General features: G+C 70.1%; 17 protein-coding genes. 12 read left to right on the top strand and 5 right to left on the bottom strand.

The window, feature by feature from the left end; genetic code table 11:
* Positions 1 to 28 precede the first annotated feature (28 nt).
* From OCJ37_RS19660 to OCJ37_RS19635, 6 genes are all read left to right on the top strand, one after another.
* Complete coding sequence (locus OCJ37_RS19660; protein WP_263111366.1) at positions 29 to 2,401, top strand: two-partner secretion domain-containing protein; 2,373 nt, start codon at positions 29 to 31, stop codon at positions 2,399 to 2,401.
* 1 nt (position 2,402) lies between these two features.
* On the top strand, positions 2,403 to 3,176 hold the full coding sequence (locus OCJ37_RS19655) for a hypothetical protein (protein ID WP_263111365.1): 774 nt from the start codon (positions 2,403 to 2,405) through the stop codon (positions 3,174 to 3,176).
* Positions 3,177 to 3,396: 220 nt separating this feature from the next.
* Entirely contained in the window at positions 3,397 to 4,320 is a 924-nt protein-coding gene (rocF, locus tag OCJ37_RS19650; protein WP_263111364.1) for an arginase, read from the top strand.
* A gap of 146 nt (positions 4,321 to 4,466) precedes the next feature.
* On the top strand, positions 4,467 to 4,619 hold the full coding sequence (locus OCJ37_RS19645; protein WP_263111363.1) for an entericidin A/B family lipoprotein: 153 nt from the start codon (positions 4,467 to 4,469) through the stop codon (positions 4,617 to 4,619).
* A gap of 85 nt (positions 4,620 to 4,704) precedes the next feature.
* Positions 4,705 to 4,839, top strand: coding sequence for an entericidin A/B family lipoprotein (locus OCJ37_RS19640; protein WP_263111362.1), 135 nt, complete (start codon positions 4,705 to 4,707; stop codon positions 4,837 to 4,839).
* A 196-nt stretch (positions 4,840 to 5,035) separates the two neighbouring features.
* A complete protein-coding gene (locus OCJ37_RS19635) occupies positions 5,036 to 5,251 on the top strand; it encodes a CsbD family protein (RefSeq protein WP_263111361.1) in 216 nt (71 codons plus the stop codon).
* Positions 5,252 to 5,324: 73 nt separating this feature from the next.
* Here OCJ37_RS19635 and OCJ37_RS19630 read toward each other — a convergent pair whose 3' ends face one another.
* Positions 5,325 to 6,158: a hypothetical protein gene (locus OCJ37_RS19630; RefSeq protein ID WP_263111360.1), complete on the bottom strand. Its 834-nt coding sequence runs from the start codon at positions 6,156 to 6,158 to the stop codon at positions 5,325 to 5,327.
* Positions 6,159 to 6,267: 109 nt separating this feature from the next.
* On the opposite strand from OCJ37_RS19630, the gene OCJ37_RS19625 reads away from it, so the two are divergent.
* From OCJ37_RS19625 to rarD, 6 genes are all read left to right on the top strand, one after another.
* Positions 6,268 to 7,563: a tryptophan--tRNA ligase gene (locus OCJ37_RS19625; protein WP_263111359.1), complete on the top strand. Its 1,296-nt coding sequence runs from the start codon at positions 6,268 to 6,270 to the stop codon at positions 7,561 to 7,563.
* Between the two features lie 306 nt (positions 7,564 to 7,869).
* A complete protein-coding gene (locus OCJ37_RS19620) occupies positions 7,870 to 8,793 on the top strand; it encodes an MBL fold metallo-hydrolase (protein ID WP_263111358.1) in 924 nt (307 codons plus the stop codon).
* A 173-nt stretch (positions 8,794 to 8,966) separates the two neighbouring features.
* On the top strand, positions 8,967 to 10,622 hold the full coding sequence (locus OCJ37_RS19615; RefSeq protein ID WP_263113742.1) for a M28 family metallopeptidase: 1,656 nt from the start codon (positions 8,967 to 8,969) through the stop codon (positions 10,620 to 10,622).
* A gap of 482 nt (positions 10,623 to 11,104) precedes the next feature.
* Positions 11,105 to 12,325: a PQQ-dependent sugar dehydrogenase gene (locus tag OCJ37_RS19610; protein ID WP_263111357.1), complete on the top strand. Its 1,221-nt coding sequence runs from the start codon at positions 11,105 to 11,107 to the stop codon at positions 12,323 to 12,325.
* 880 nt (positions 12,326 to 13,205) lie between these two features.
* Positions 13,206 to 14,108 carry a drug/metabolite exporter YedA gene (yedA, locus tag OCJ37_RS19605; RefSeq protein WP_263111356.1) on the top strand — a complete coding sequence of 301 codons (903 nt, stop codon included), beginning with the start codon at positions 13,206 to 13,208 and terminating at the stop codon, positions 14,106 to 14,108.
* Positions 14,105 to 15,061 (top strand): EamA family transporter RarD, encoded by a 957-nt coding sequence (gene rarD / locus OCJ37_RS19600; protein WP_263111355.1) that lies wholly within the window; start codon positions 14,105 to 14,107, stop codon positions 15,059 to 15,061. Before yedA ends, rarD begins: the two co-directional genes overlap by 4 nt.
* 52 nt (positions 15,062 to 15,113) lie before the next feature.
* Here rarD and OCJ37_RS19595 read toward each other — a convergent pair whose 3' ends face one another.
* The 4 genes from OCJ37_RS19595 to OCJ37_RS19580 all read right to left on the bottom strand — a co-directional run bounded on the left by OCJ37_RS19595 (position 15,114) and on the right by OCJ37_RS19580 (position 19,930).
* Complete coding sequence (locus OCJ37_RS19595) at positions 15,114 to 16,271, bottom strand: alpha/beta hydrolase (RefSeq protein WP_263111354.1); 1,158 nt, start codon at positions 16,269 to 16,271, stop codon at positions 15,114 to 15,116.
* A gap of 373 nt (positions 16,272 to 16,644) precedes the next feature.
* Positions 16,645 to 17,958: an ABC transporter permease gene (locus tag OCJ37_RS19590; RefSeq protein WP_263111353.1), complete on the bottom strand. Its 1,314-nt coding sequence runs from the start codon at positions 17,956 to 17,958 to the stop codon at positions 16,645 to 16,647.
* A 45-nt stretch (positions 17,959 to 18,003) separates the two neighbouring features.
* Positions 18,004 to 19,161, bottom strand: a complete 1,158-nt coding sequence (locus OCJ37_RS19585) for an ABC transporter permease (RefSeq protein WP_263111352.1) — start codon at positions 19,159 to 19,161, stop codon at positions 18,004 to 18,006.
* A 76-nt stretch (positions 19,162 to 19,237) separates the two neighbouring features.
* A complete protein-coding gene (locus tag OCJ37_RS19580) occupies positions 19,238 to 19,930 on the bottom strand; it encodes an ABC transporter ATP-binding protein (protein ID WP_263111351.1) in 693 nt (230 codons plus the stop codon).
* Between the last annotated feature and the right edge of the window lie 51 nt (positions 19,931 to 19,981).

Here is a 19,981-nt window from a genome sequence, read left to right as displayed (position 1 = left end):
GCCCACCCACTCATTCGAAGGATCACCCATGAACCGTGTCCAAGCTTCCAGCCGGGCGACAAGTCCGGCCACCGCCAACGCGCGCCGTCCCCACGCTGGTCGCGCACTGGATCGCATGGTTACCCATGCGCTGTCGGCCGCCCTGCTGCTGGCGCTGGCGCCAGCGCTGCACGCCGCTCCGCCATCGGGCGGCGTGGTGACCACCGGCGCGGCCAGCATCGACCAGGCCGGCGCGCACACCCGCATCACCCAGACCACGGCGAACGCCTCGATCAACTGGCAGGACTTCAGCATCGGCGCCGGCGAGTCGGTGCAGTTCGTGCAGCCCGGCGCCAGTTCCATCGCGCTGAACCGCGTGCTTGGCGCGAATCCGTCGCTGATCCTGGGCAACCTGACCGCCAACGGCCGGGTGTTCCTGCTCAATCCCAACGGCATTCTCTTTGCCCAGGGCGCGTCGGTGAACGTCGGCGGGCTCGTCGCCTCGACCATGACCATCAGCGACGCCGATTTCCAGGCGGGGCGGTACGCCTTCACCGGCGCCGGCACCGGCTCGGTGGTCAACCAGGGCAGCATCGCCGCCGCCGATGGCGGCTACGTGGCGCTGATGGGCAGGAGCGTGAGCAACCAGGGCCTGATCGTCGCCCGGCTGGGCACGGTGGCGCTGGCCGCCGGCGACGCGGTCACCCTGGATGTCGCTGGCGACGGGCTATTGAACGTGACGGTCTCCGCGGGCGCGCTGCACGCGCTGGCCGAGAACGGCGGACTGCTTCGCGCCGATGGCGGTCGCGTGCTGATGACGGCGCAGGCCGCCGGCAACCTGCTGCACACCACGGTCAACAACACCGGCGTGGTCCAGGCCCGCACCATCGAGCGCCGCAACGGCAGCATCCTGCTGCTGGGCGACATGCGCAGCGGCACGGTCACGGTCGGCGGCATCATCGACGCCAGCGCGCCCGGCGGCGGCGACGGCGGCTTCGTGGAAACCTCGGCCGCCACGGTCGCCGTCGACGCGGGTGCACGCGTGACCACCGCGGCGACCGCCGGCCGCACCGGCAGCTGGCTGATCGATCCGCAGGACTTCACCATCGGCAGCGACCCCGGCGACAACATCGCCGGCTCCACGCTCTCGGCCCAGCTGGTGACCAACAACATCGAGATCAGCACCAGCGGGGCCGGGACCGAGAACGGCGACATCTTCGTCAACGACGCGGTCACCTGGTCGGCCAGCGGCAGCCCCACCACGCTCACCCTCACCGCCGACCGCAACGTCGACATCAATGCACCCATCACCGCCACCAACGGCAACCTGGTGGTGTGCTGCGGCCAGGACGTCAACGTCGACGCCGCCATCACCACGACCAACGGCAGCGTGCTGCTCAGCGCGGGCCGGGACATCAACCAGGACGCGGCGATCACGGTGACCGACGGCAACCTGATGATGTGCGCGGCCAACGACGTCAACATCGGCGGCGCGATCACCGTCACCCGCGGCACCGGCGATCCGACCCGCAGCCTGAACCTGCCGCTGGGCCTGACCCTGAGCGCGGACACCGACGGCACCGGTCCCGGCATCGAGGGCGGCACGGTCGTGTTCGATGCGCTCGCCCCGCCGGCCACGGTGACCGCCGCGCCGGTGACGATCTACTACAACCCCGTGTCGTACACGGCGCCGACCGACTATTCCACCCGCCTCACCCTCACCCAGGGCGCGGCGCTGCGCCAGTTCATGCTGGTGTTCGCCACCGGCGGCGACAAGCCCTTCGACGGCACCACCGCGACCACGCTGACCGGGCTGAAAGGCAATCCCGACGGGGTGATCCTGCTCGCCGGTCTGGGCGCCAGCGCCAATTTCGCCACTCCGCAGACGGGCAGCGACAAGGCCATCAGCTTCACCGGCTACAGCCTGGCCGGCGCCGACGCCGGCGCCTTCGCGCTGCCGTTGAACTGCTGCGGCCCGGTCGTGGCGCATACCACGGGCAACATCACCGCCGCAGTGCCGATCACTCCGCCCGTGACACCACCTGTCACGCCGCCTGTCACTCCGCCTGTCACGCCGCCCGTGACGCCGCCTGTCAGCCCACCCGTGACGCCGCCTGTGACGCCACCGACCGTCCCACCCACGACACCTACGACACCCACGATGCCCCCCTCGACCCCTCCAGTGACGACCTCCGCCGCGCCGCCAACGTCGAGCATGGTGTCGTCCACCGGTGAACCCTACTTCGCGTCGCGGTCGCGTTCCGAACTGCCGTGGTTGCCGCCGCAAACCCTGGTGGCGGTCGCGGCGCAGGAGGAACTGCCGCAGACGCTGACGGTGGTGGCGCCGGAGCGGGTGTCGGCGCCGGTCCAGGCGCCTGCATACGTGGCGCCGGTGCGCGTGCCCAAGCCGTACCGCAACTAGCATGGCCAGCGCGACCGATGGCTGCATGGCATCCCGGCCGCCGCGCGGCTTGCGCGCCGCGGCGAGGTTGGTGGGCGCCTTCATGCTGATGGCGGCGCTGCAGGACGCAGCGGCTGCGCAAGGCGCACCGGTCTCGGGCGCGGATCCGGCGGCGGACAAGGCGACGGCCACACCGTCGCCGCTGGCCGACTTCGGCGAAGAATCGCCGTCGCCGGAGGCCAGGCGCGTGGCGGACTGGGCCGTGCACTCCGGCGACAACGCCGGCATGCCGTACCTGATCGTGGACAAGGTCCAGGCCAGGGTGTTCGTGTTCGACCGGCTCGGGCGGCTGCAGGGCGCGGGACCAGCGCTGCTTGGAATGGAGCGCGGCGACGGCACCGTCAGCGGGATCGGCGCGCGCCGGCTCGCGGCCATCGCACCCGGCGAACGCACGACGCCTGCGGGCAGGTACGTGGCATCCCTGGCCCTCGACCTGCACGGCAGGCAGATCCTGTGGATCGACTACGATTCGGCGCTTGCGCTGCACCGCATCGCCAAGGGCACGCCGTCGGAGCGGCGCGCCGAACGCCTGCAAAGCGCCACCCCGGCGGACAATCGCATTTCCTACGGCTGCATCAACGTGGCGGCGGCGTTCTACGAACGCGTGATCGGCCCCGCGTTCGCGCACAGCAGCGGCGTGGTCTACATCCTGCCGGAGATGCGCTCGGCGGATGAGGTCTTCGGTTCCTACGGCGTGGGCGCGACGGCAACCGCGACGGGCGGCGCGCCGCGTTGAACCCGTGGCTGCCGCGCATCGGCGCGGCAGCCGGAAGCCGGCAACGCGGCTCCCGCGTTCAGCGTCCGAATCGCCCGGCTCTCGGCACTGCCGAACCAGCGGCGGACCCACTGCACGCCGGTTCGTCGCACCGGCGCCGGCGCGGCCTGCTGCGCCGCGGCGGGTCGCGCCGCGGGCGGCTCGCTAGACTGGCGCACATTTTTCGCTGGAGCGTGTCCGCATGAGTTCCCCTTTCCTGCCGGTGTCCCTGATCGGCGTTCCCACCGACATCGGCGCCGGCCACCGTGGCGCGCGCATGGGCCCGGAAGCGTTGCGCATCGCCGGCCTGCACGAGGCGCTGGCCAATCGCGGCATCGAGGTGCGCGACCTGGGCAACCTCGACGGCCCGCGCAATCCGTGGCAATCCCCGGTCGGCGGCTACCGCCACCTGGACGAGGTGGTGGCGTGGAACCGCGCGCTGATGGAGGCCAGCTACGCCGAACTGCGCGCCGGCCGCATGCCGATCATGCTCGGCGGCGACCATTGCCTGGGCATCGGCTCGATCACCGCAGTGGCGCGGCATTGCCGCGAACAGGGGCGCACGTTGCGCGTGCTGTGGCTGGACGCGCATTCGGACTTCAACACCAGCGAGGTGACCCCGTCGGGCAACGTGCACGGCATGCCGGTGGCCTGCCTGTGCGGGCTGGGGCCGCAGGAGCTGACTCACCTGGGCGGCGACGCGCCGGCGCTGCGCCCGGACCAGGTCCGCCAGATCGGCATCCGCTCGGTGGACCCGGACGAAAAGCGGCTGATCAAGCAGCACCGCATCGATGTGTACGACATGCGCTACATCGACGAGATGGGCATGAAGCGGACCATGGAAGCGGCGCTGGACGGGCTCGATGCCGACACCCACCTGCACGTCAGCTTCGACGTGGATTTCCTCGACCCCAGCATCGCGCCGGGCGTCGGCACCACCGTGCCCGGCGGTCCCAACTATCGCGAAGCGCAACTGGTGATGGAGATGATCGCCGACAGCGGGCGCATGGGCTCGCTGGACATCGTCGAGCTCAACCCGGTGCTGGACCATCGCAACCTGACCGCCGAACTGGCGGTGGACCTGGTCGAAAGCCTGTTCGGCAAGTCCACGCTGATGCGCGACTGAGCCGCGTTTCTGGAAGGAAACTGAACACCAGGCCGCTTCATTCACGTGAAATCCACAGTGGTGAAGTCAGATTCACCGCCAGACGGTAGCTCGGCAACGGCTATCGCCGCTGTCCCCTAGACCCGTCTTACTGCGAGGAATCCACGATGAAGCGACTGCTCACCTTGATGATGCTGACCCTGTTCTGCGCGGGCATGCTGACTGGCTGCAACACCATGGCCGGTGCCGGCAAAGACATGCAGAAGGCGGGCGAGAAGGTGGAAGACAAGGCGGGCGATTGCAGCGACGGCAAGTGCTGATCGATCAGCTGTAGTGGCTTCGCGTTTTCCAAAATCCAGGCGCGGCCGCGCGCCGTGTTCCCACTGATCAATGAAGGAGTGACCTATGAAGCGTACTTTTGCGTGGATGCTGCTGGCGATGTTCTCGGTTGGCCTGCTGTCCGGCTGCAACACCGTTGCCGGTGCCGGCAAGGATGTGCAGAGCGCCGGCGAGAAGGTCGAAGACGCCGCCAAGAACTGAGCCCGCGCGCTCGGTGACGAAGACGGGCCGGCCTTGCCGGCCCGTTTTTTTTGCGTTCCGATGATGCGGCTGGACGCGAGGTGAATACGTTCTTGCGCTCATGCATCGTTGACGGCGTATTGATCGAGCGGCAACGGCGCCGGCGCGATCCTGTGCGCGCGGTTCAATCGCCGCGTATACCAACGAGAGCGCTGCTATGAACAAAGACATCATTTCCGGCAAGTGGACCCAGCTCAAGGGCAAGATCAAGGCCCAGTGGGGCGACCTGACCGACGACGATTTCGACGTGGCCGAAGGCAATGCGCAGTACCTGTCGGGCAAGCTGCAGGAACGCTATGGCTGGGATCGCGACCGCGCCGAGCGCGAGGTGCGCACGTTCCAGGACAGCCTGGACAAGGACTACCGCAACTGAGGCGATCGATGCGCCTTGTGCCGGAACGGGCCGCGATCGCGGCCCGTTCCTTTTTGCGCGCGCGCATCCAGTTTCAGCGTGCCGGCGGTTCGGGCACGAAGTCGCCCGGAAAGGCGTGCGGGGCGTCGGCCACGCGCGGGTACGGCCGCGGCGGCGGGATCACGCCGCGCGCGATCAACCGCGCACGGCTGTCGTAGCGCAGTTGCAGGCGCTGTTGCGGCAGCTCGCTGGCGCGCTCGAACTCGGTGACGCTGGACGGCGACCATTCGCGTTCGCCATGGCCGGTGCCCAGGCGCTGCACCGCGCCCAGCGCGGCATCGCTTTCCTGGGTGCGTGCAGCCACCGGGGCCGGTGCCTGGGCCGGCGCGGCAGCGCGTTCGGCGCGCTCCTCGATGCGCGCCTGCGGCACGATGCGCGTCGCTTCGTCGAACACCGCCATGCCGATCACGCCGACGTTGTCGGGGCGGCCGGTGCGCGCGGCATAGCTGTCGGCCAGGTCGGTGAACACGAACTGCGCGATCTCGCGCTGCGACTTGCGCCAGCCGGCGATCTCGGTGCTCTGCCACGGCGCCAGCACGTAGCCGCGCTGGTCGCTGGAGGCCGTTTCGCCGCTGACCGCGTTGACCCCGTCCACCGACAGCACCGCCAGCACGCGGCGCCCGGTGAGGTTGGTCAGGCGCAGCGCATAGCGGTGGCCGGGCGTGGCGGCGATCCAGCGCTCGCCGCGCTGCACGTGCTGCGGCAGATCGGCGCCGCTGTCGCGGTCGACCACGCTCAGCGCGACCAGCGGCGCGGACGGCGGCGGCCCGGGGTAGGGGCGGAACCCGCAGAGCAGGCCGATGCACAGCAGGGCGATCGGCAACGGGCCGATCGGGCGGAGCGAAAGCAGGCGGGCGAACGTGCGCATTGCGGCGACTCCAGGAAGGGGACCTGGCATTGAACGCGCCAGGCGCCGGAACGGGGTTGCCGCGCAGCGGTTAAACTCGCCGGGTTTTCTTCGGCCTTCGATTCCCCGCATGACCACCCGCGTCCTCACCGGCATCACCCCCTCCGGCACCCCGCACCTGGGCAACTACGTCGGCGCGATCCGCCCGGCGCTGCAGGCCAGCCTGCGTCCCGGCATCGAGAGCTTCTATTTCCTGGCCGACCTGCACAGCCTGATCAAGGCGCAGGACCCGGCGCGCACCCAGCGCTCGACCCTGGAGATCGCCGCCTCGTGGCTGGCCGCCGGGCTGGATCCGTCGAAGGTGTGGTTCTACCGCCAGTCCGACGTGCCGGAGACCAACGAGCTGACCTGGTTCCTGACCTGCGTCGCCGGCAAGGGCCTGCTCAACCGCGCCCACGCCTACAAGGCGGCGGTGGACAAGAACCGCGCCGACGGCGAGGACGACGACGCCGGGATCAGCGCCGGGCTGTTCATGTACCCGGTGCTGATGGCCGCCGACATCCTGCTGTTCAACGCGCAGCAGGTGCCGGTGGGCCGCGACCAGATCCAGCACATCGAGATGGCGCGCGATATCGGCCAGCGCTTCAACCACGTCTACGGCCGCGACTACTTCACCCTGCCCGAGGCGCTGATCGACGAGCAGGTGGCCACCTTGCCCGGGCTGGACGGGCGCAAGATGAGCAAGAGCTACGACAACACGATCCCGTTGTTCGCCCCGCGCGAGGACCTGAAGAAGCGCGTGTTCGCGATCGTCACCGACTCGCGCGCGCCCGGCGAGCCGAAGGACACCGAGGGCTCGGCGCTGTTCCAGCTGTACCAGGCCTTCGCCAGCGCCGAAGAGGCCGCGGCGTTCGCGCAGGCCTTCGCCGCCGGCATCGGCTGGGGCGAGGCCAAGCAGCAGCTGTTCGAGCGCATCGATGCCGAGATCGCGCCGATGCGCGAGCGCTACGAGGCGCTGATGGCGCGCCCGGGCGAGATCGAGGCGATCCTGCGCGACAACGCGCAGCGCCTGCGCGACCGCTACGCCACGCCGTTCCTGGCCGAACTGCGGCATGCGGTGGGCCTGCGCGACCTGTCGCTGCGCGAAGCGGGGCAGGCCGACGCCGCGGCGACGGCCAGGCAGGCGCTGCCGACCTTCAAGCAGTACCGCGAAGGCGACGGCCGCTTCTATTTCAAGCTGCTCGACGGCGAGGGCGCCCTGCTGCTGCAGAGCGGCGGCTTCGACTCGCCGCGCGAGGCCGGGCGCGTGATCGGCACGCTCAAGCAGGCCACGCAGGCCGATGCGCTGCACGGCGCGGACCTCACCCTGGCGGTGCCCGCCGACGCGGTGCTGGCCGCGCTGCAGCGGCTGCGCGACGCGGGCTGACGCCAGAGCAGGCCGCATGCGCGGCCATGAATCGTGTGGGAGGGACTTCAGTCCCGACGCGGCCTTGTCGGGAAGGCGTCGGGACTGAAGTCCCTTCCACAAAGGCCTGGGTCGCCGCTGGCTGCAAGAAGGTCGTCCGCGCCAAAGCCGGTCAGAAAGCCGGCTGCGTGGTGCATCCGCTGGGCCTGGACCGCGTGTGCCGATGGCATGGCGGGAGCCACGATGCCGGGGCAGGCGCCGCCAGCAGGGCTGGCAACACCCTCCCTACGGCCTAGAATGGACCCTCGCCCAGCCACCGCATTGCGCATGCCACGCGATTCCAGCATCCATCTCATCGACACCGGCTTCCAGCGCGCGCAGTTCGATGCGGCCTACCTGATCGTGGAGCATGGGCGCGGCGCGTTCGTCGATTGCGGCACCAGCCACTCGCTGCCGGCGATGCTCGCTGCGCTCGATGGCGCCGGCCTGGCGCCGGGCGACGTGGACTGGCTGATCCTGACCCACGTGCACCTGGACCACGCCGGCGGCGCCGGCGCGCTGCTGCAGCGGTTGCCGAACGCGCGGCTGGTGGTGCATCCGCGCGGCGCGCCGCACATGATTGATCCCACGCGGCTGATCGCCGGCGCCACCGCGGTGTACGGCGAGGCCGAGATCGCGCGCAGCTACGGCACGATCCTGCCGGTGCCGGCCGACCGCGTCGTCGTCGCCGAGGACGGCCAGCGGCTGTGGCTGGCCGAGCGCGACCTGCTGTGCATCGATACGCCCGGCCACGCGCGCCACCATCTGTGCGTGTGGGACGCGCGCAGCCGCAGCTGGTTCAGCGGCGACACCTTCGGCCTGTCGTACCGCGAGCTGGACAGCGCGCAGGGCGCGTTCGTGATCCCGACGTCCTCGCCGGTGCAGTTCGACCCGGAGGCGATGCGCGCCTCGATCCAGCGCATGCTCGATTACGCGCCGGAAACGCTGTATCTGACCCATTACGGCCCAGTCGGCGCGGCGGACAAACTGGCCGCGGACCTGTTCGAGCAACTCGATGCGATGGTGGCGATCGCGCGCAGCTGCGACGGCCGTTCCGATCGCCACCGCTGCCTGGTCGCGGCGCTGAGCGCGCTGTACCTGGAGCGTGCGCGTCTGCATGGCTGCCCGCTCGACGATGCCGGCGTGGAGCAGGTGTTGCAGATGGACATCGAGCTCAATGCGCAGGGCCTGGCCTGCTGGCTGGAGCGTTGAGGGCCGGGATCGGGGATTTGGGATTGGGGATTCGTCACGGCGGCTGAGCGAGCACGGAGCACTCCGCTCTTCCGATTCCCGATTCCCGGCTCCCCATTCCCAGCCTGTCTCATGACGGCAGCACGCCCTACACTGTGCAACCCGCTATGTCCCAGGTCCCCGCCGTGAATCCGATGCGCATGTTGCTGCTGTCCGCCTGCCTGTTCATGGGGGGCGCCGCGCAGGCGGCCAACGAGGCGCTGCCCGGCGGCGGCATCGATGCGCAGGCGCTGGAGCGGCATGTGCGCACGCTGGCCTCCGACGCGTTCGAGGGCCGCGCGCCGGCCACGCCGGGCGAGGACAAGACCGTCGCCTATCTCAGCGAACAGTTCCGCCTGGCCGGCGTGCAGCCGGCTGGCGACGATGGCGGCTGGACCCAGGCGGTGCCGCTGGTGCGCGCGCAGGTGGATGGGCCGGTGACCGCGACGCTGCGCGTGGCCGGCGCGTCGCAGGCGCTGGTCAACGGCGAGGACGTGGTGTTGCAGAGCCTGCGCCCCGGTAAGAAGGTGGCGCTGAAGGACGCGCCGCTGGTGTTCGTCGGCTACGGCATCCACGCGCCCGAGCGCGGCTGGGACGACTACAAGGGCGTGGACCTGAAGGGCAAGATCGCGGTGATGCTGATCAACGACGCCGACTTCGAGACGCCGCAGCCCGGCGCCTTCGACGGCCGCGCGGTCACCTACTACGGGCGCTGGACCTACAAGTACGAGGAGGCCGCGCGGCAGGGCGCGGCCGGCGTGCTGATCGTGCACGAGACCGCGCCGGCCGCGTACGGCTGGGCCACGGTGAAGAGTTCCGGGCTGTCGCCGCTGTTCGACATCGAGCGCAGCGACGCGCAGGCGCGCGCGCAGCACGTGCCGGTGCGCGGCTGGATGCAGCGCGCGCTGGCGGTGTCGCTGTTCCAGCGCGCCGGGCTGGACTTCGAGGCGGAGAAGAAGCGCGCGCAGCGCGCCGACTTTCGCCCGCAGGTGCTGGGCGATGCCACGTTGTCGGTGCGCTTGGCGGTCAAGCGCGAGCGCGTGGTCACCCACAACGTGGTGGCCAAGCTGGAAGGCAGCACGCATCCGGACGAGACGGTGATCTATTCGGCGCATTGGGACGCGTTCGGCCTCGGCGCGGCCGACGCCAGCGGCGACCGCATCCGCCGCGGCGCGGTCGACAACGCCACCGGCGTGGCCAGCGTGCTGGAGCTGGCGCGGGTGTTCGCGGCCGGCCCGCGGCCGCAGCGCACGCTGTACTTCATCGCCCTGACCGCCGAGGAGAAGGGCCTGCTCGGCGCGACCTACTACGCGGCGCATCCGCTGGCGCCGCTGGCGACCACTGTGGCGGTGATCAACAGCGAGATGTTCAGCCCCGACGGCGCCACCCGCGACATCGCCTCCTGGGGCCGCGGGCGGGTGTCGCTGGAGCGCGACCTGGCGGCCGCGGCGCAGGCGCGCGGCCGCGCCTATTCGCCGGATCCGAACCTGGAGGCAGGCTTCTTCTATCGCGCCGACCACTTTGCCTTCGCCCGCGCCGGGGTGCCGGCGATCACGGTGGGGCCGGGGCTGGACAAGCTGGACGGCGGCGTGGCCGCCGGCAAGGCGATCCGCGACCGCTATTTCGCCGAGTGCTACCACCAGCCTTGCGACCGCTGGAGCGCGTCATGGGATCCGGCCGGGCAGGCCGCCGATACGCTGTTGCTGTACGACCTGGGCCAGCGCCTGGCCGACGGCCGCGAATGGCCGCGCTGGGACGAGGGTTCGGAATTCAAGCCGGCGCGCGATGCGAGCGAGGCGGCGCGACGCTGAAGGTGGCGGCGTCCAGCATGCCGTTCCGCATCGGGCGCGCAACGGCTCGATGCCATTCCTTGGCGGTGGTAGCGGAGCGAGGGCGAAGCCTGGCATGGCGGCCGTCGCCTCGACGTTCGCCGCTGTCGACGCGCTGTCGCGTTCCCTCGCCCTGGAGCTGGCGCCCGTCCGGGTGAACACGATAGGGCCCGGTTCATTGACCCGGCATTCTGGGCGCCCTGCGCGCCGACGATGTGGAGGCCTTCCGCAACAAGGTCGCGACGGCGTTTTGCGCCGGGTCGGCACGATCGCCGACGTTGGGCACGTGGGGGTCCTCCTGCTGACCGACCCTGCGCCGCCGGAACCGTTCTTGAGGTCTCCGGTGGGAGTGGCTGGCCGACTGGCGTTTCTGACCGACATCCCAAGACGGGCCGGTGTCACACCCGGGCGACGTCGAACACACTACGATTCCTCGCGCCACCTGGACGCGAGGAATCATGCAGATGAAGACGCTGGCAAATGCGGTCCTGCTCGGAATCCTACTGACGAGTGTCGCGCACGCGCAGACCAACGCAGGCAATCAAAAGCCCGACCCCGACATCCCTTTCAACGTCACCAAGGTGGCCAGCTTCGATCTGCCCTGGCGCATCGCGTTCCTGCCCGATGGCCGCATGCTGATCACCGAGAAGGTCGGTCGCGTGCAGTTGGTGACCCCGCAAGGCGCCAAGACCGAAGTCAAGGGCGTGCCGGCCAGCTACGTGGAGGGCCAGAACGGCATGCTGGGCGTGTTCCTGTCGCCCCACTACGCCATCGACAAGAGTGTGTACCTGACCTATGTCGCACCTGGCGACTACGGCGGTGGCCTGGCCATGGGCCGGGGCAGACTTGTGGTCGAGGGCAACGAGGCCCGGCTGGACAACTTCAAGGTGCTGTGGCGCCAGATGCCCACGGGCAAGGGCGGCCAGGCCGGTGCGCAGATCGCCTTTTCGCCGGACGGCCGGTACCTGTTCCTCACGGTGGGCGACCGCCAGCGCTTCACGCCGGCACAGGATCTCAATCAGCCGGTAGGCAAGATTCTGCGGTTGACGCTGGACGGCAAGCCCGCGCCGGGCAATCCGTGGGCAGGCAGGGGCGGCGCGCGCACCATCCCGCTGATCGATCCGGCGAGCGATACCGAGGCGGCCAAGACGGCACCGGTGGTCAGCACGTATACGTTCCCCAAAGCCAACCTCACGCCGGCCGAAACCTGGTCCATCGGCCACCGCACCCCTTACGGTCTTGCCTTCGCTCCTGACGGTCGGCTGTGGGAGCTCGAGCACGGTCCCAATGGCGGCGACGAACTGAACCTGATCCAGCGTGGCAAGAACTACGGTTGGCCGTTGGTTTCGTATGGCGTCAATTACAACGGCGTGCCGATTCCCAAGCCCGAGACGCGGCCCGATCTCGTCAGGCCGGCGATCTATTGGACGCCGGTGATCGCGCCCGGCAACCTGATGTTCTACAAGGGCAACCTGTTCCCGCAGTGGAAGGGCAGCGCGTTGATCAGCGGCCTGGCCAGCCAGGGCATCGTCCGCGTCACCGTCGACAGCAAGGGTGGCGCCACCGCGGCCAATCGCTGGAACGTCGGCAAGCGCATCCGCGATATCGAGGAAGCGCCGGACGGCTCGCTGTGGTTGCTGGAAGATGCCAGGCCCGGTGGCCTGTACCGGCTCACACCGAAGTAGGCGCACAGGCGGTGCTCCTCGCGATGTCGGGTGCGCCCGCTCGTCGTGAGGAACCGCCGTCGGGCAGAAGGCCATCGACTGGTGCAGACAGTGCCGGGAGCCGGCGCAGTTTCCGACTTCGCTTGTCGCGGCTGAAGCGGGCTCCTGCTGAGGCTCGCGGATAGCATGCTGGGTGCACTGCAGGAGGGGCTTCAGCCCCGACAGAAAATGTCCGCAGCTGGTGCAGTTTCCGATGCCGTCTGTCGCGGCTGAAGCCGCTCCTACAAAGGGCTTGCGATGAGCACGCTGGTGCACTGTAGGAGGGGCTTCAGCCGCGGCAGACAGTGTCCGAGGCTGGTGTTGTTTCCGACGCCGCTTGTCGCGGCTGAAGCCGCTCCCACAAAGGATTGCGGTCGCATGCCGGGTGCACAGTAGGAGGGGCTTCAGCCCCGACAGACAGTGTCCGAGGTAGTGTGGCTTCCGACGCCGTTGTCGCGGCTGAAGCCGCTCCTACAAGAGCTCGCGGATAGCATGCTGGGTGCACTGTAGGAGGGGCTTCAGCCCCGGCAGACAGTGTCCGAGGTAGTGGCTTCCGATGCCGTTGTCGCGGCTGAAGCCGCTCCTACAAGAGCTTGCGGGTTGCGTGCTGGTGCACTGTGGGAGGGGCTTCAGCCCCGACAGTGTCCGGAGCCGGTGCGGTCCCGGCTTCGCGCGTCGCGACTGAAGTCGCTCCCACAAAAAAGCGCCGCAGCCATGGCAAGTACGCTGCCGTCGCATATCTGCCGGTCCAAGCCTTGCGCCGCCCGCAAAGCAGTGTGCCGTAGATGGCGTGCCGCGTTGCTGTCGCTGGTCGTGCTCGCTGGCCTAGAATCCATGTCCACACCGCACGGTCTCTTTGCGCATGTCGTCCCCGTCTTCTCCCGTCGCCGCCGTTCCCGCACGCGGCGGTTTCGTCGTCCTTGCGCTGCTGCTGGTCTACGTCGTGTGGGGCTCGACCTATCTGGCGATCCGCTTCGCGCTGGAGGGCGGGACGCCGCCGTTGAGCATGGTCTCGGGGCTGCGTTTCGTGGTCGCCGGTTCGCTGCTGTACGCGGTGCTGCGCTGGCGCGGCGTGGCCGCGCCGACCCGCGCGCAATGGCGTTCGCTGGTGGTGCTCGGCGCACTGCTGCTGGTGTGCGGCAACGGCATGGTGGTGCTGGCCGAGCGCCAGGTGTCCTCGGGCCTGGCCGCGGTCGCGGTGGCGTCGGTGCCGCTGTGGATGGCGCTGTTCGGTGCATTGCGCGGGCAACATGCCAGCCGCGGCGAATGGCTGGGCATCGTGGTCGGGTTCGTCGGCGTGCTGTGGCTCAACGCCGGCAGCAGCCTCAGTGCCACCCCCAAGGGCCTGGTGTTTCTGTTGATCGCGCCGATCGGCTGGGCGTTCGGGTCGGTGTGGTCGCGCGGGCGCGACCTGCCCACGCCGTTCATGGCCGCGGCCGGGCAGATGCTGTGCGGCGGTGTGCTGCTGGTCGCCGCGGGCCTGCTGAGCGGCGAGCGGCCGCACGCCTGGCCGACGCCGCATGCGCTGATGGCGGTCGCGTACCTGTGCGTGTTCGGCTCGATCGTGGCGTTCACCGCCTACGTGTGGCTGCTGCAGAACGTGCGTCCGGTGCTGGCCGGCAGCTACGCCTACGTCAATCCGGTGATCGCGGTGGCGCTGGGCAGCTGGCTCGGCGGCGAGCGCTTCACCGCCAGCGACCTGGGCGCGATGGCGGTGATCCTGGCCGGCGTGGTGGTCATCACCGTGGCGCGGACGCGGCGATGACCCCCACCGAGCAGGACACGCGGCGCGGGCTGCTGGTCACCGCGCTGACCTTCGCGCTGTGGGGCGTGGTGCCGGTGTACTGGCATCTGCTCAAGGCGGTGCCGTCGGCGCACATCATCGCCCACCGCATCGTGTGGAGCGCGGTGCTGGTGGCGGGCTGGCTGCTGTACCGCACGCGCCTGCAGTGGTGGCGCAGCATCGCCGCGCAGCCGCGCGCGCTGGGCGTTCTGGCATTGAGCAGCGTGGCGATCGCGTTCAACTGGGGCCTGTACATCTGGGCGATCAACGCCGGCCACGTGATCGAGGCCAGCCTGGGGTATTTCATCAACCCGCTGGTCAACGTGCTGCTCGGCGTGCTGGTGCTGAAGGAACGGTTGCGGCCGCTGCAGTGGCTGGCGGTGGCGTGCGCGGCGCTGGGCGTGGCCTGGCTCACCGTCGACGCCGGCGCGTTGCCGTGGATCGCGCTGAGCCTGGCCGGCTCGTTCGGGCTGTACGGGCTGCTGCGCAAGCTGGTGCAGGTGGATGCGGTGGCCGGGCTGGGGGTGGAGAGCCTGTACCTGTTCCTGCCGGCGCTGGGCTTCGTGCTGTGGGGCGAGGCCGGGCACGGCGGCGGGTTCGCCGGCGGCTGGGGCTGGCGCAACGATCTGCTGCTGGTGTTCGGTGGCGTGGTCACCGCGGTGCCGCTGATCGGCTTCGCCTACGGCGTGCGGCGCATCCCGCTGTCGCTGGTCGGGCTGCTGCAGTACATCGCGCCGAGCCTGCAGCTGCTGCTGGGCGTGTGGTTCTTCCGCGAGCCGTTCGACACCGGCGAGGCGATCGGCTTCGCCGCGATCTGGGTCGGCCTGCTGCTGTTCGCCGGCGAGAGCCTGTGGCGCTCGGGCTGGGGGCGAGGAGCCGGGATTGGGGATTCGGGATTGGGGATTCGCAAGGGCCGCAGCCGCTCGCAGCGATAGCGCGGCCGCGCACGCAGGCCGCTGTTACGAATCCCGAATCCCGGCCTCCCGCTCAGCTCCGGCTGGCGCTCGCGGCCGGGGCGCCGGTCAGCTGCTGGGCGGCGTCCACGCGCGGCGCCAGCGGCGACGGGCAGTGGCCGTCGTGGCGTTGCGCCGGCAGGTCGGCGAACCAGTCCTCCACGGTCGGCGCCAGCAGGTCCAGCCGCATCGGCAGGCTGATGTGGTTCTCGCCGGGCATCTCCAGGTAGTGCGCGCGCGGCGCGTCCAGCGCCAGCAGGCGGCCGTGCGCGACCGGGATGTGCTGGTCGGCGCTGCCGTGCAGCAGCAGCACGCAGGCCGGGGCGGCGCGTGCGGCGACGGTCACGTCGACCTGGTCCAGGTTCAGCGCCAGGCGCTGGCTGGCGTTGCCGATGACCGCATCCAGGTTCTGCCCGGCGTAGCGCCAGCGCGCCAGGTCCATCGCCGCGCTGGCCATCAGGCCCTGCGGGCGGCTGGCCAGCATGTGCGGGATCATGTCGCGGATGCCGCGCCCGGCATTGGCGAAGGATTCCATCGCGACCACGCCATCGACCTCGCCGCCCAGCTTCTGCGCGGTGAACAGCGCGGTGGCGGCGCCGTAGGACACGCCGAACAGGTACAGCGGGCCCTGCACCTCGCCGCGCGCGCGCAGCGCGCGGATCACCGCCGCCACGTCGTCGGACTCGCGGGTGCCGTAGCCGGCCGGGCCGCCGCCGGAGCGGCCGTGGTTGCGCAGGTCGATGCTGATGCTGCGGTAGCCGGCCTGGGCCAGGTCCAGCGACCAGGGCAGCAGCGAATCGCCGTCCATCATCCAGCCGTGCAGCAGCACCACGGTGCCGCGCGGGGCGGCGTGCGGGCCGGGCTGCGGCGCGGCCACGTCCATCGCGAAATCGGCGCGCTCGTGGCCGCTGGCGTCGCGGCCGGCGCGCTCGTAGCGGTAGCGCATGCGGTAGTCGCCCGGGTCGATCGCGCGCCAGAAGATCGGGATGCCGCCGGGGGTGAGCACGTGCCCGCTGCGGTTGGGCAGCGTCGCCAGCAGGCCCTGGATGCGTTCTTCGTCCATCAGCGGCGACACGCCGCCCGGCGCGACCAGGCGGTCGCTGAGCGAGGTGGAGGTGCCTGCGGCCACGCAGCAGGCCGCCAGGCACAGGCTGGCGCAGAGGACGAGCAGGAGACGCAGGCGCGACGACATGGCGGTAGGCGGTGGATGAACGGCCGCGCAGGCTACCGTCTTCGCCGGCGCGGCTCTACCGCAATTGGATGACGAAACGATGACGCGGTGCAGGCGTGGCGCACCGAAGCGGGAGTGCCGGCCCGGTTTGGCCGGCCGTGCCTTGCGCGGCGGGCATTCGCCCAGCGCACGCGGGGTGCCGCGGCGATATCCGGCGCCCGGCCGGCGCCGCGCGGGACCGGCCGGCGTTCAGGTCGGGCGATGCCGCGCCGGCTTGCGGCGCCCGGCCAGACCCGTCGCGCCGCGCTGGCGCGCGGACGCGGGAGCGCCGATGCCCTTCCGCGCATCCGCGCCGGCGTGGCACGGGGTGTCCCGAGCGCCGGGGCAGCCGCCGCTACAGCGCGCGCAAGGCGGTGGTGATCGGCAGCCGGGCCGCGCGCAGCGCCGGGAACAGCCCGCCGACCAGGCCGATGCCCAGCGCCCACTTCAGCCCGCTCCACAGCAGTTCCGGCGAGACCTTGAACTGGAACACCACCTGGCTGAAGTTGCTGCCCAGCGTGGAGACGCTGTAGCCGTTGAAGATGGCCCAGGCGATCAACCCGCCCAGCATCCCGCCCAGCAGCGCCAGCAGCATGGTCTCCAGCATCACCGCGGTCACCACCGGCAGCCCGCGGAAGCCGATCGCGCGCATCGTGGCGATCTCGCGCGCGCGCGTGGCCACCGCCGCGTACATGGTGTTGAGCGCGCCGAACACCGCGCCGACCGCCATGATCGCGCCGATCACCGTGCCCAGCACGCTGATCAGCTTGCTGAGGTTGCCGCCCTGCTTGGCGTAGTAGACGCGGGTGGTCTCCACGTCGAGCTTGAGCCGCGGGTCGGCGGCCATCGCCGCCTTGAACTGGGCGAAGCCGTCCTTGCCGGCGGTGCGCACGCTGATCGACTGGTAGGCGCTGCGGTTGTAGGTGGAGGCCAGGGTCTGCGCGTCGGCCCACAGCTCCGAGTCGTGCGCGTCGCCGGAGGCGAACACGCCGACCACGGTCCACTGCTCGCGGCCCAGGCTCAGCGTCTTGCCCACGTCCAGCCCGCGGAACTGCGCCTTGGCGCCCTGGCCGACCACGATCTCGCGCAGGCCGGCGCCGAAGCGGCGGCCCTCGACGATCTTGAGCTTGTCGTGCACCGCCCAGCCGGCATCGCCGACGCCGCGGAACTGCACGTTGGTGTCGGTGCCGTCGGCCTTGCTCGGCAGGTTGATCACCTGCGACAGCTCCGGGGAAACCAGCGGCTTGCCGTCGGCGCCCTTGGCCACGCCGGCCAGGCTGGCGATCAACGGCACCTGGTCGCGGGTGATCACCGAATTGGTCTCGGCCTGCGAGCCGCCGCGCAGCACGATCGCCGTGTTGTCGTCGCCGGTGCTGTCGAGCGTGGCCTGGAAGCCTTCGCCCATCGCCAGCATCGCCACCAGCACGCCGACCACGCCGGCGATGCCGACCACGATCACCGACGAGGCGCCCCAGCGCTGCGGCAGGCTGGCCACGCCGATGCGGGTGGCCGCCAGGGCCAGGCGCCCGCTGCGGGTCAGCAGCAGCCACAGCGCCACAGCGCCCGCCAGCGCCAGCACGCCGTACCAGGGCAGCGCGATCCACAGCCCCAGCCCGACCGCCAGCAGCAGCAAGGTGAGCAGATTTCCCAGCCAGTGTTTGAGTTTCATCAGTGCGTCTTCCGAAAATGCGAAGGGAACGGTGCGGCGGCGGGCTCAGCGCCCGGCCAGCGCGTCCACGATCTTCAGCCGCTGCGCGCGCAGCGCCGGCAGCAGGCCGACCACGATGCCGATGGCGACCATCAGCCCCAGCGCCACCAGCCAGGTCTGCGCCGGCACCCCGCGCATCGGCATCATGCCGCCGCTGGCCGCGGCCACGCCGGGGATGACCAGCGCCGCCAGGCCCATGCCGATCAGCCCGCCGAGCACGATCAGCAGCACCGATTCGACCATCACCAGGCTCAGCACGGTGCCGTCGCGGAACCCCAGCGTCTTCAGCACCGCCAGTTCCGGGATGCGTTCGCGCACCGCCTGCGCCATGGTGTTGCCGGTGAGCAGCAGCAGGGTGAAGAACACCGCGCCCATGATCGCGGTGACGATCAGGCCGATGTCGGCGAACTGCTTGGCGAAGGCCTGCGAGAACGCGGCCTCGGTCTGGCTCTTGGTCTCGTGGTCGGAGTTCAGCGACAGCGCGTCGATCGCCTGCGCCACGCGCGAGGCCTGGTCGGCATTGGCCAGCTGCACGGTGTACCAGCTGACCTTGTTCTTGATGTAGTCGTTGGACTCGTCGAAGTATTTCCAGTTCATCATCAACTGGTTCTCCGCCTGCGCGTTCTTTGCGTCCTTGACCTTGAAGATGGTGGTCAGGGTCAGCGGCCAGTCGTTGCTGCCGCCGCGCGGGAAGATGGTGGCCTGCAGCGGGATGGTGTCGCCGATCTTCCAGCCGTGCTTCTTGGCCAAGGCGGCGCCCACTGCCGCGGCGGTGCGGGTTTCGCGGAACGCCTTGAGCTGCGCCGGCGGCACATCGTACTCGCTGTACACGTCGAAGAAGTTCGGCGCCACCGAGAAGTTCGGGAAGAAGTTCTTCGGATCCTGGTAGATGCCGCCGAACCACATCGCGTAGGTGACCTTCTTCACCCCCGGCACCGATTCGATCTGCGATTGCAGGCTGACCGGCAGCGACTGGGTGATCGACAGCCGCGAGGAGACGATCAGCCGGTTGGCGCCCTCGACGCTGCCGCCGGAGTTGAACGCCACGCGCACCGAGTCGAGCATGCCGAACAGCAGGAACGCGGCGACCACCGACAGCAGGGTCAGCAGGGTGCGGGTCTTGCTGCGGAACAGCTGCGCCCAGACCAACGAAAAGTATTTCATGTTCGATCCTCGAAGGAGCGGGATGCCGCCGCGCCGAATGCGCGCAGCGGCGTGCCGCGATGCGGCAGCGGCCGGTTCAATGCGCCACGAGCGGCGCGTCGGCCAGCTCGCCCTTGTCCAGGTGCACGGTGTGGCTGGCGTACTCGGCGGCCTTGGGGTCGTGGGTGACCATGATGATGGTCTTGCCGTGTTCGCGGTTGAGCTGCTGCAACAGCTGCAGGATCTCCTCGGCGGCGTGCCGGTCCAGGTCGCCGGTAGGCTCGTCGCAGATCAGGAAGGTGGGGTCGGAGACGATCGCGCGGGCGATCGCCACGCGCTGCTGCTGGCCGCCGGACAGTTCGTTGGGACGGTGGCTGCGGCGGTCGGCAAGGTTGACCAGGGTCAGCGCGATCTCGGCGTTGCGCTTGCGCTGGGTGGCGCCGAGGTTGGTCAGCAGCAGCGGCAGTTCCACGTTCTTCTGCGCGGTGAGCATGGGCATGAGGTTGTAGAACTGGAACACGAAGCCGACGTGCTGGCTGCGCCAGGTGGACAGCTGGCCGCCGCTCATGCGGTCGATGCGCTCGCCTTCGATCTCGATCTCGCCGCCGCTGGGGGTATCCAGGCCGCCGATCAGGTTCAGCAGGGTGGTCTTGCCGGAGCCGGACGGACCCATCAGGGCGACGAAGTCGCCGCGTTCGATGTCCAGGTCGATGCCGTGCAGGACTTGTACTTTCTCGGGTCCGCGCTGGTAGGTCTTGGTGACGTTGCGCAGTTTGACGAGGGTGGACATGGTGGTGTTCCTGGCAGTGGACGGGTGTCGGAGGTGCGGGTTGCGGTATGG

The organism is Xanthomonas sp. AM6 (assembly GCF_025665335.1).
Taxonomy (GTDB): domain Bacteria; phylum Pseudomonadota; class Gammaproteobacteria; order Xanthomonadales; family Xanthomonadaceae; genus Xanthomonas_A.
This window is presented reverse-complemented; position numbering and strand designations above follow the sequence as displayed.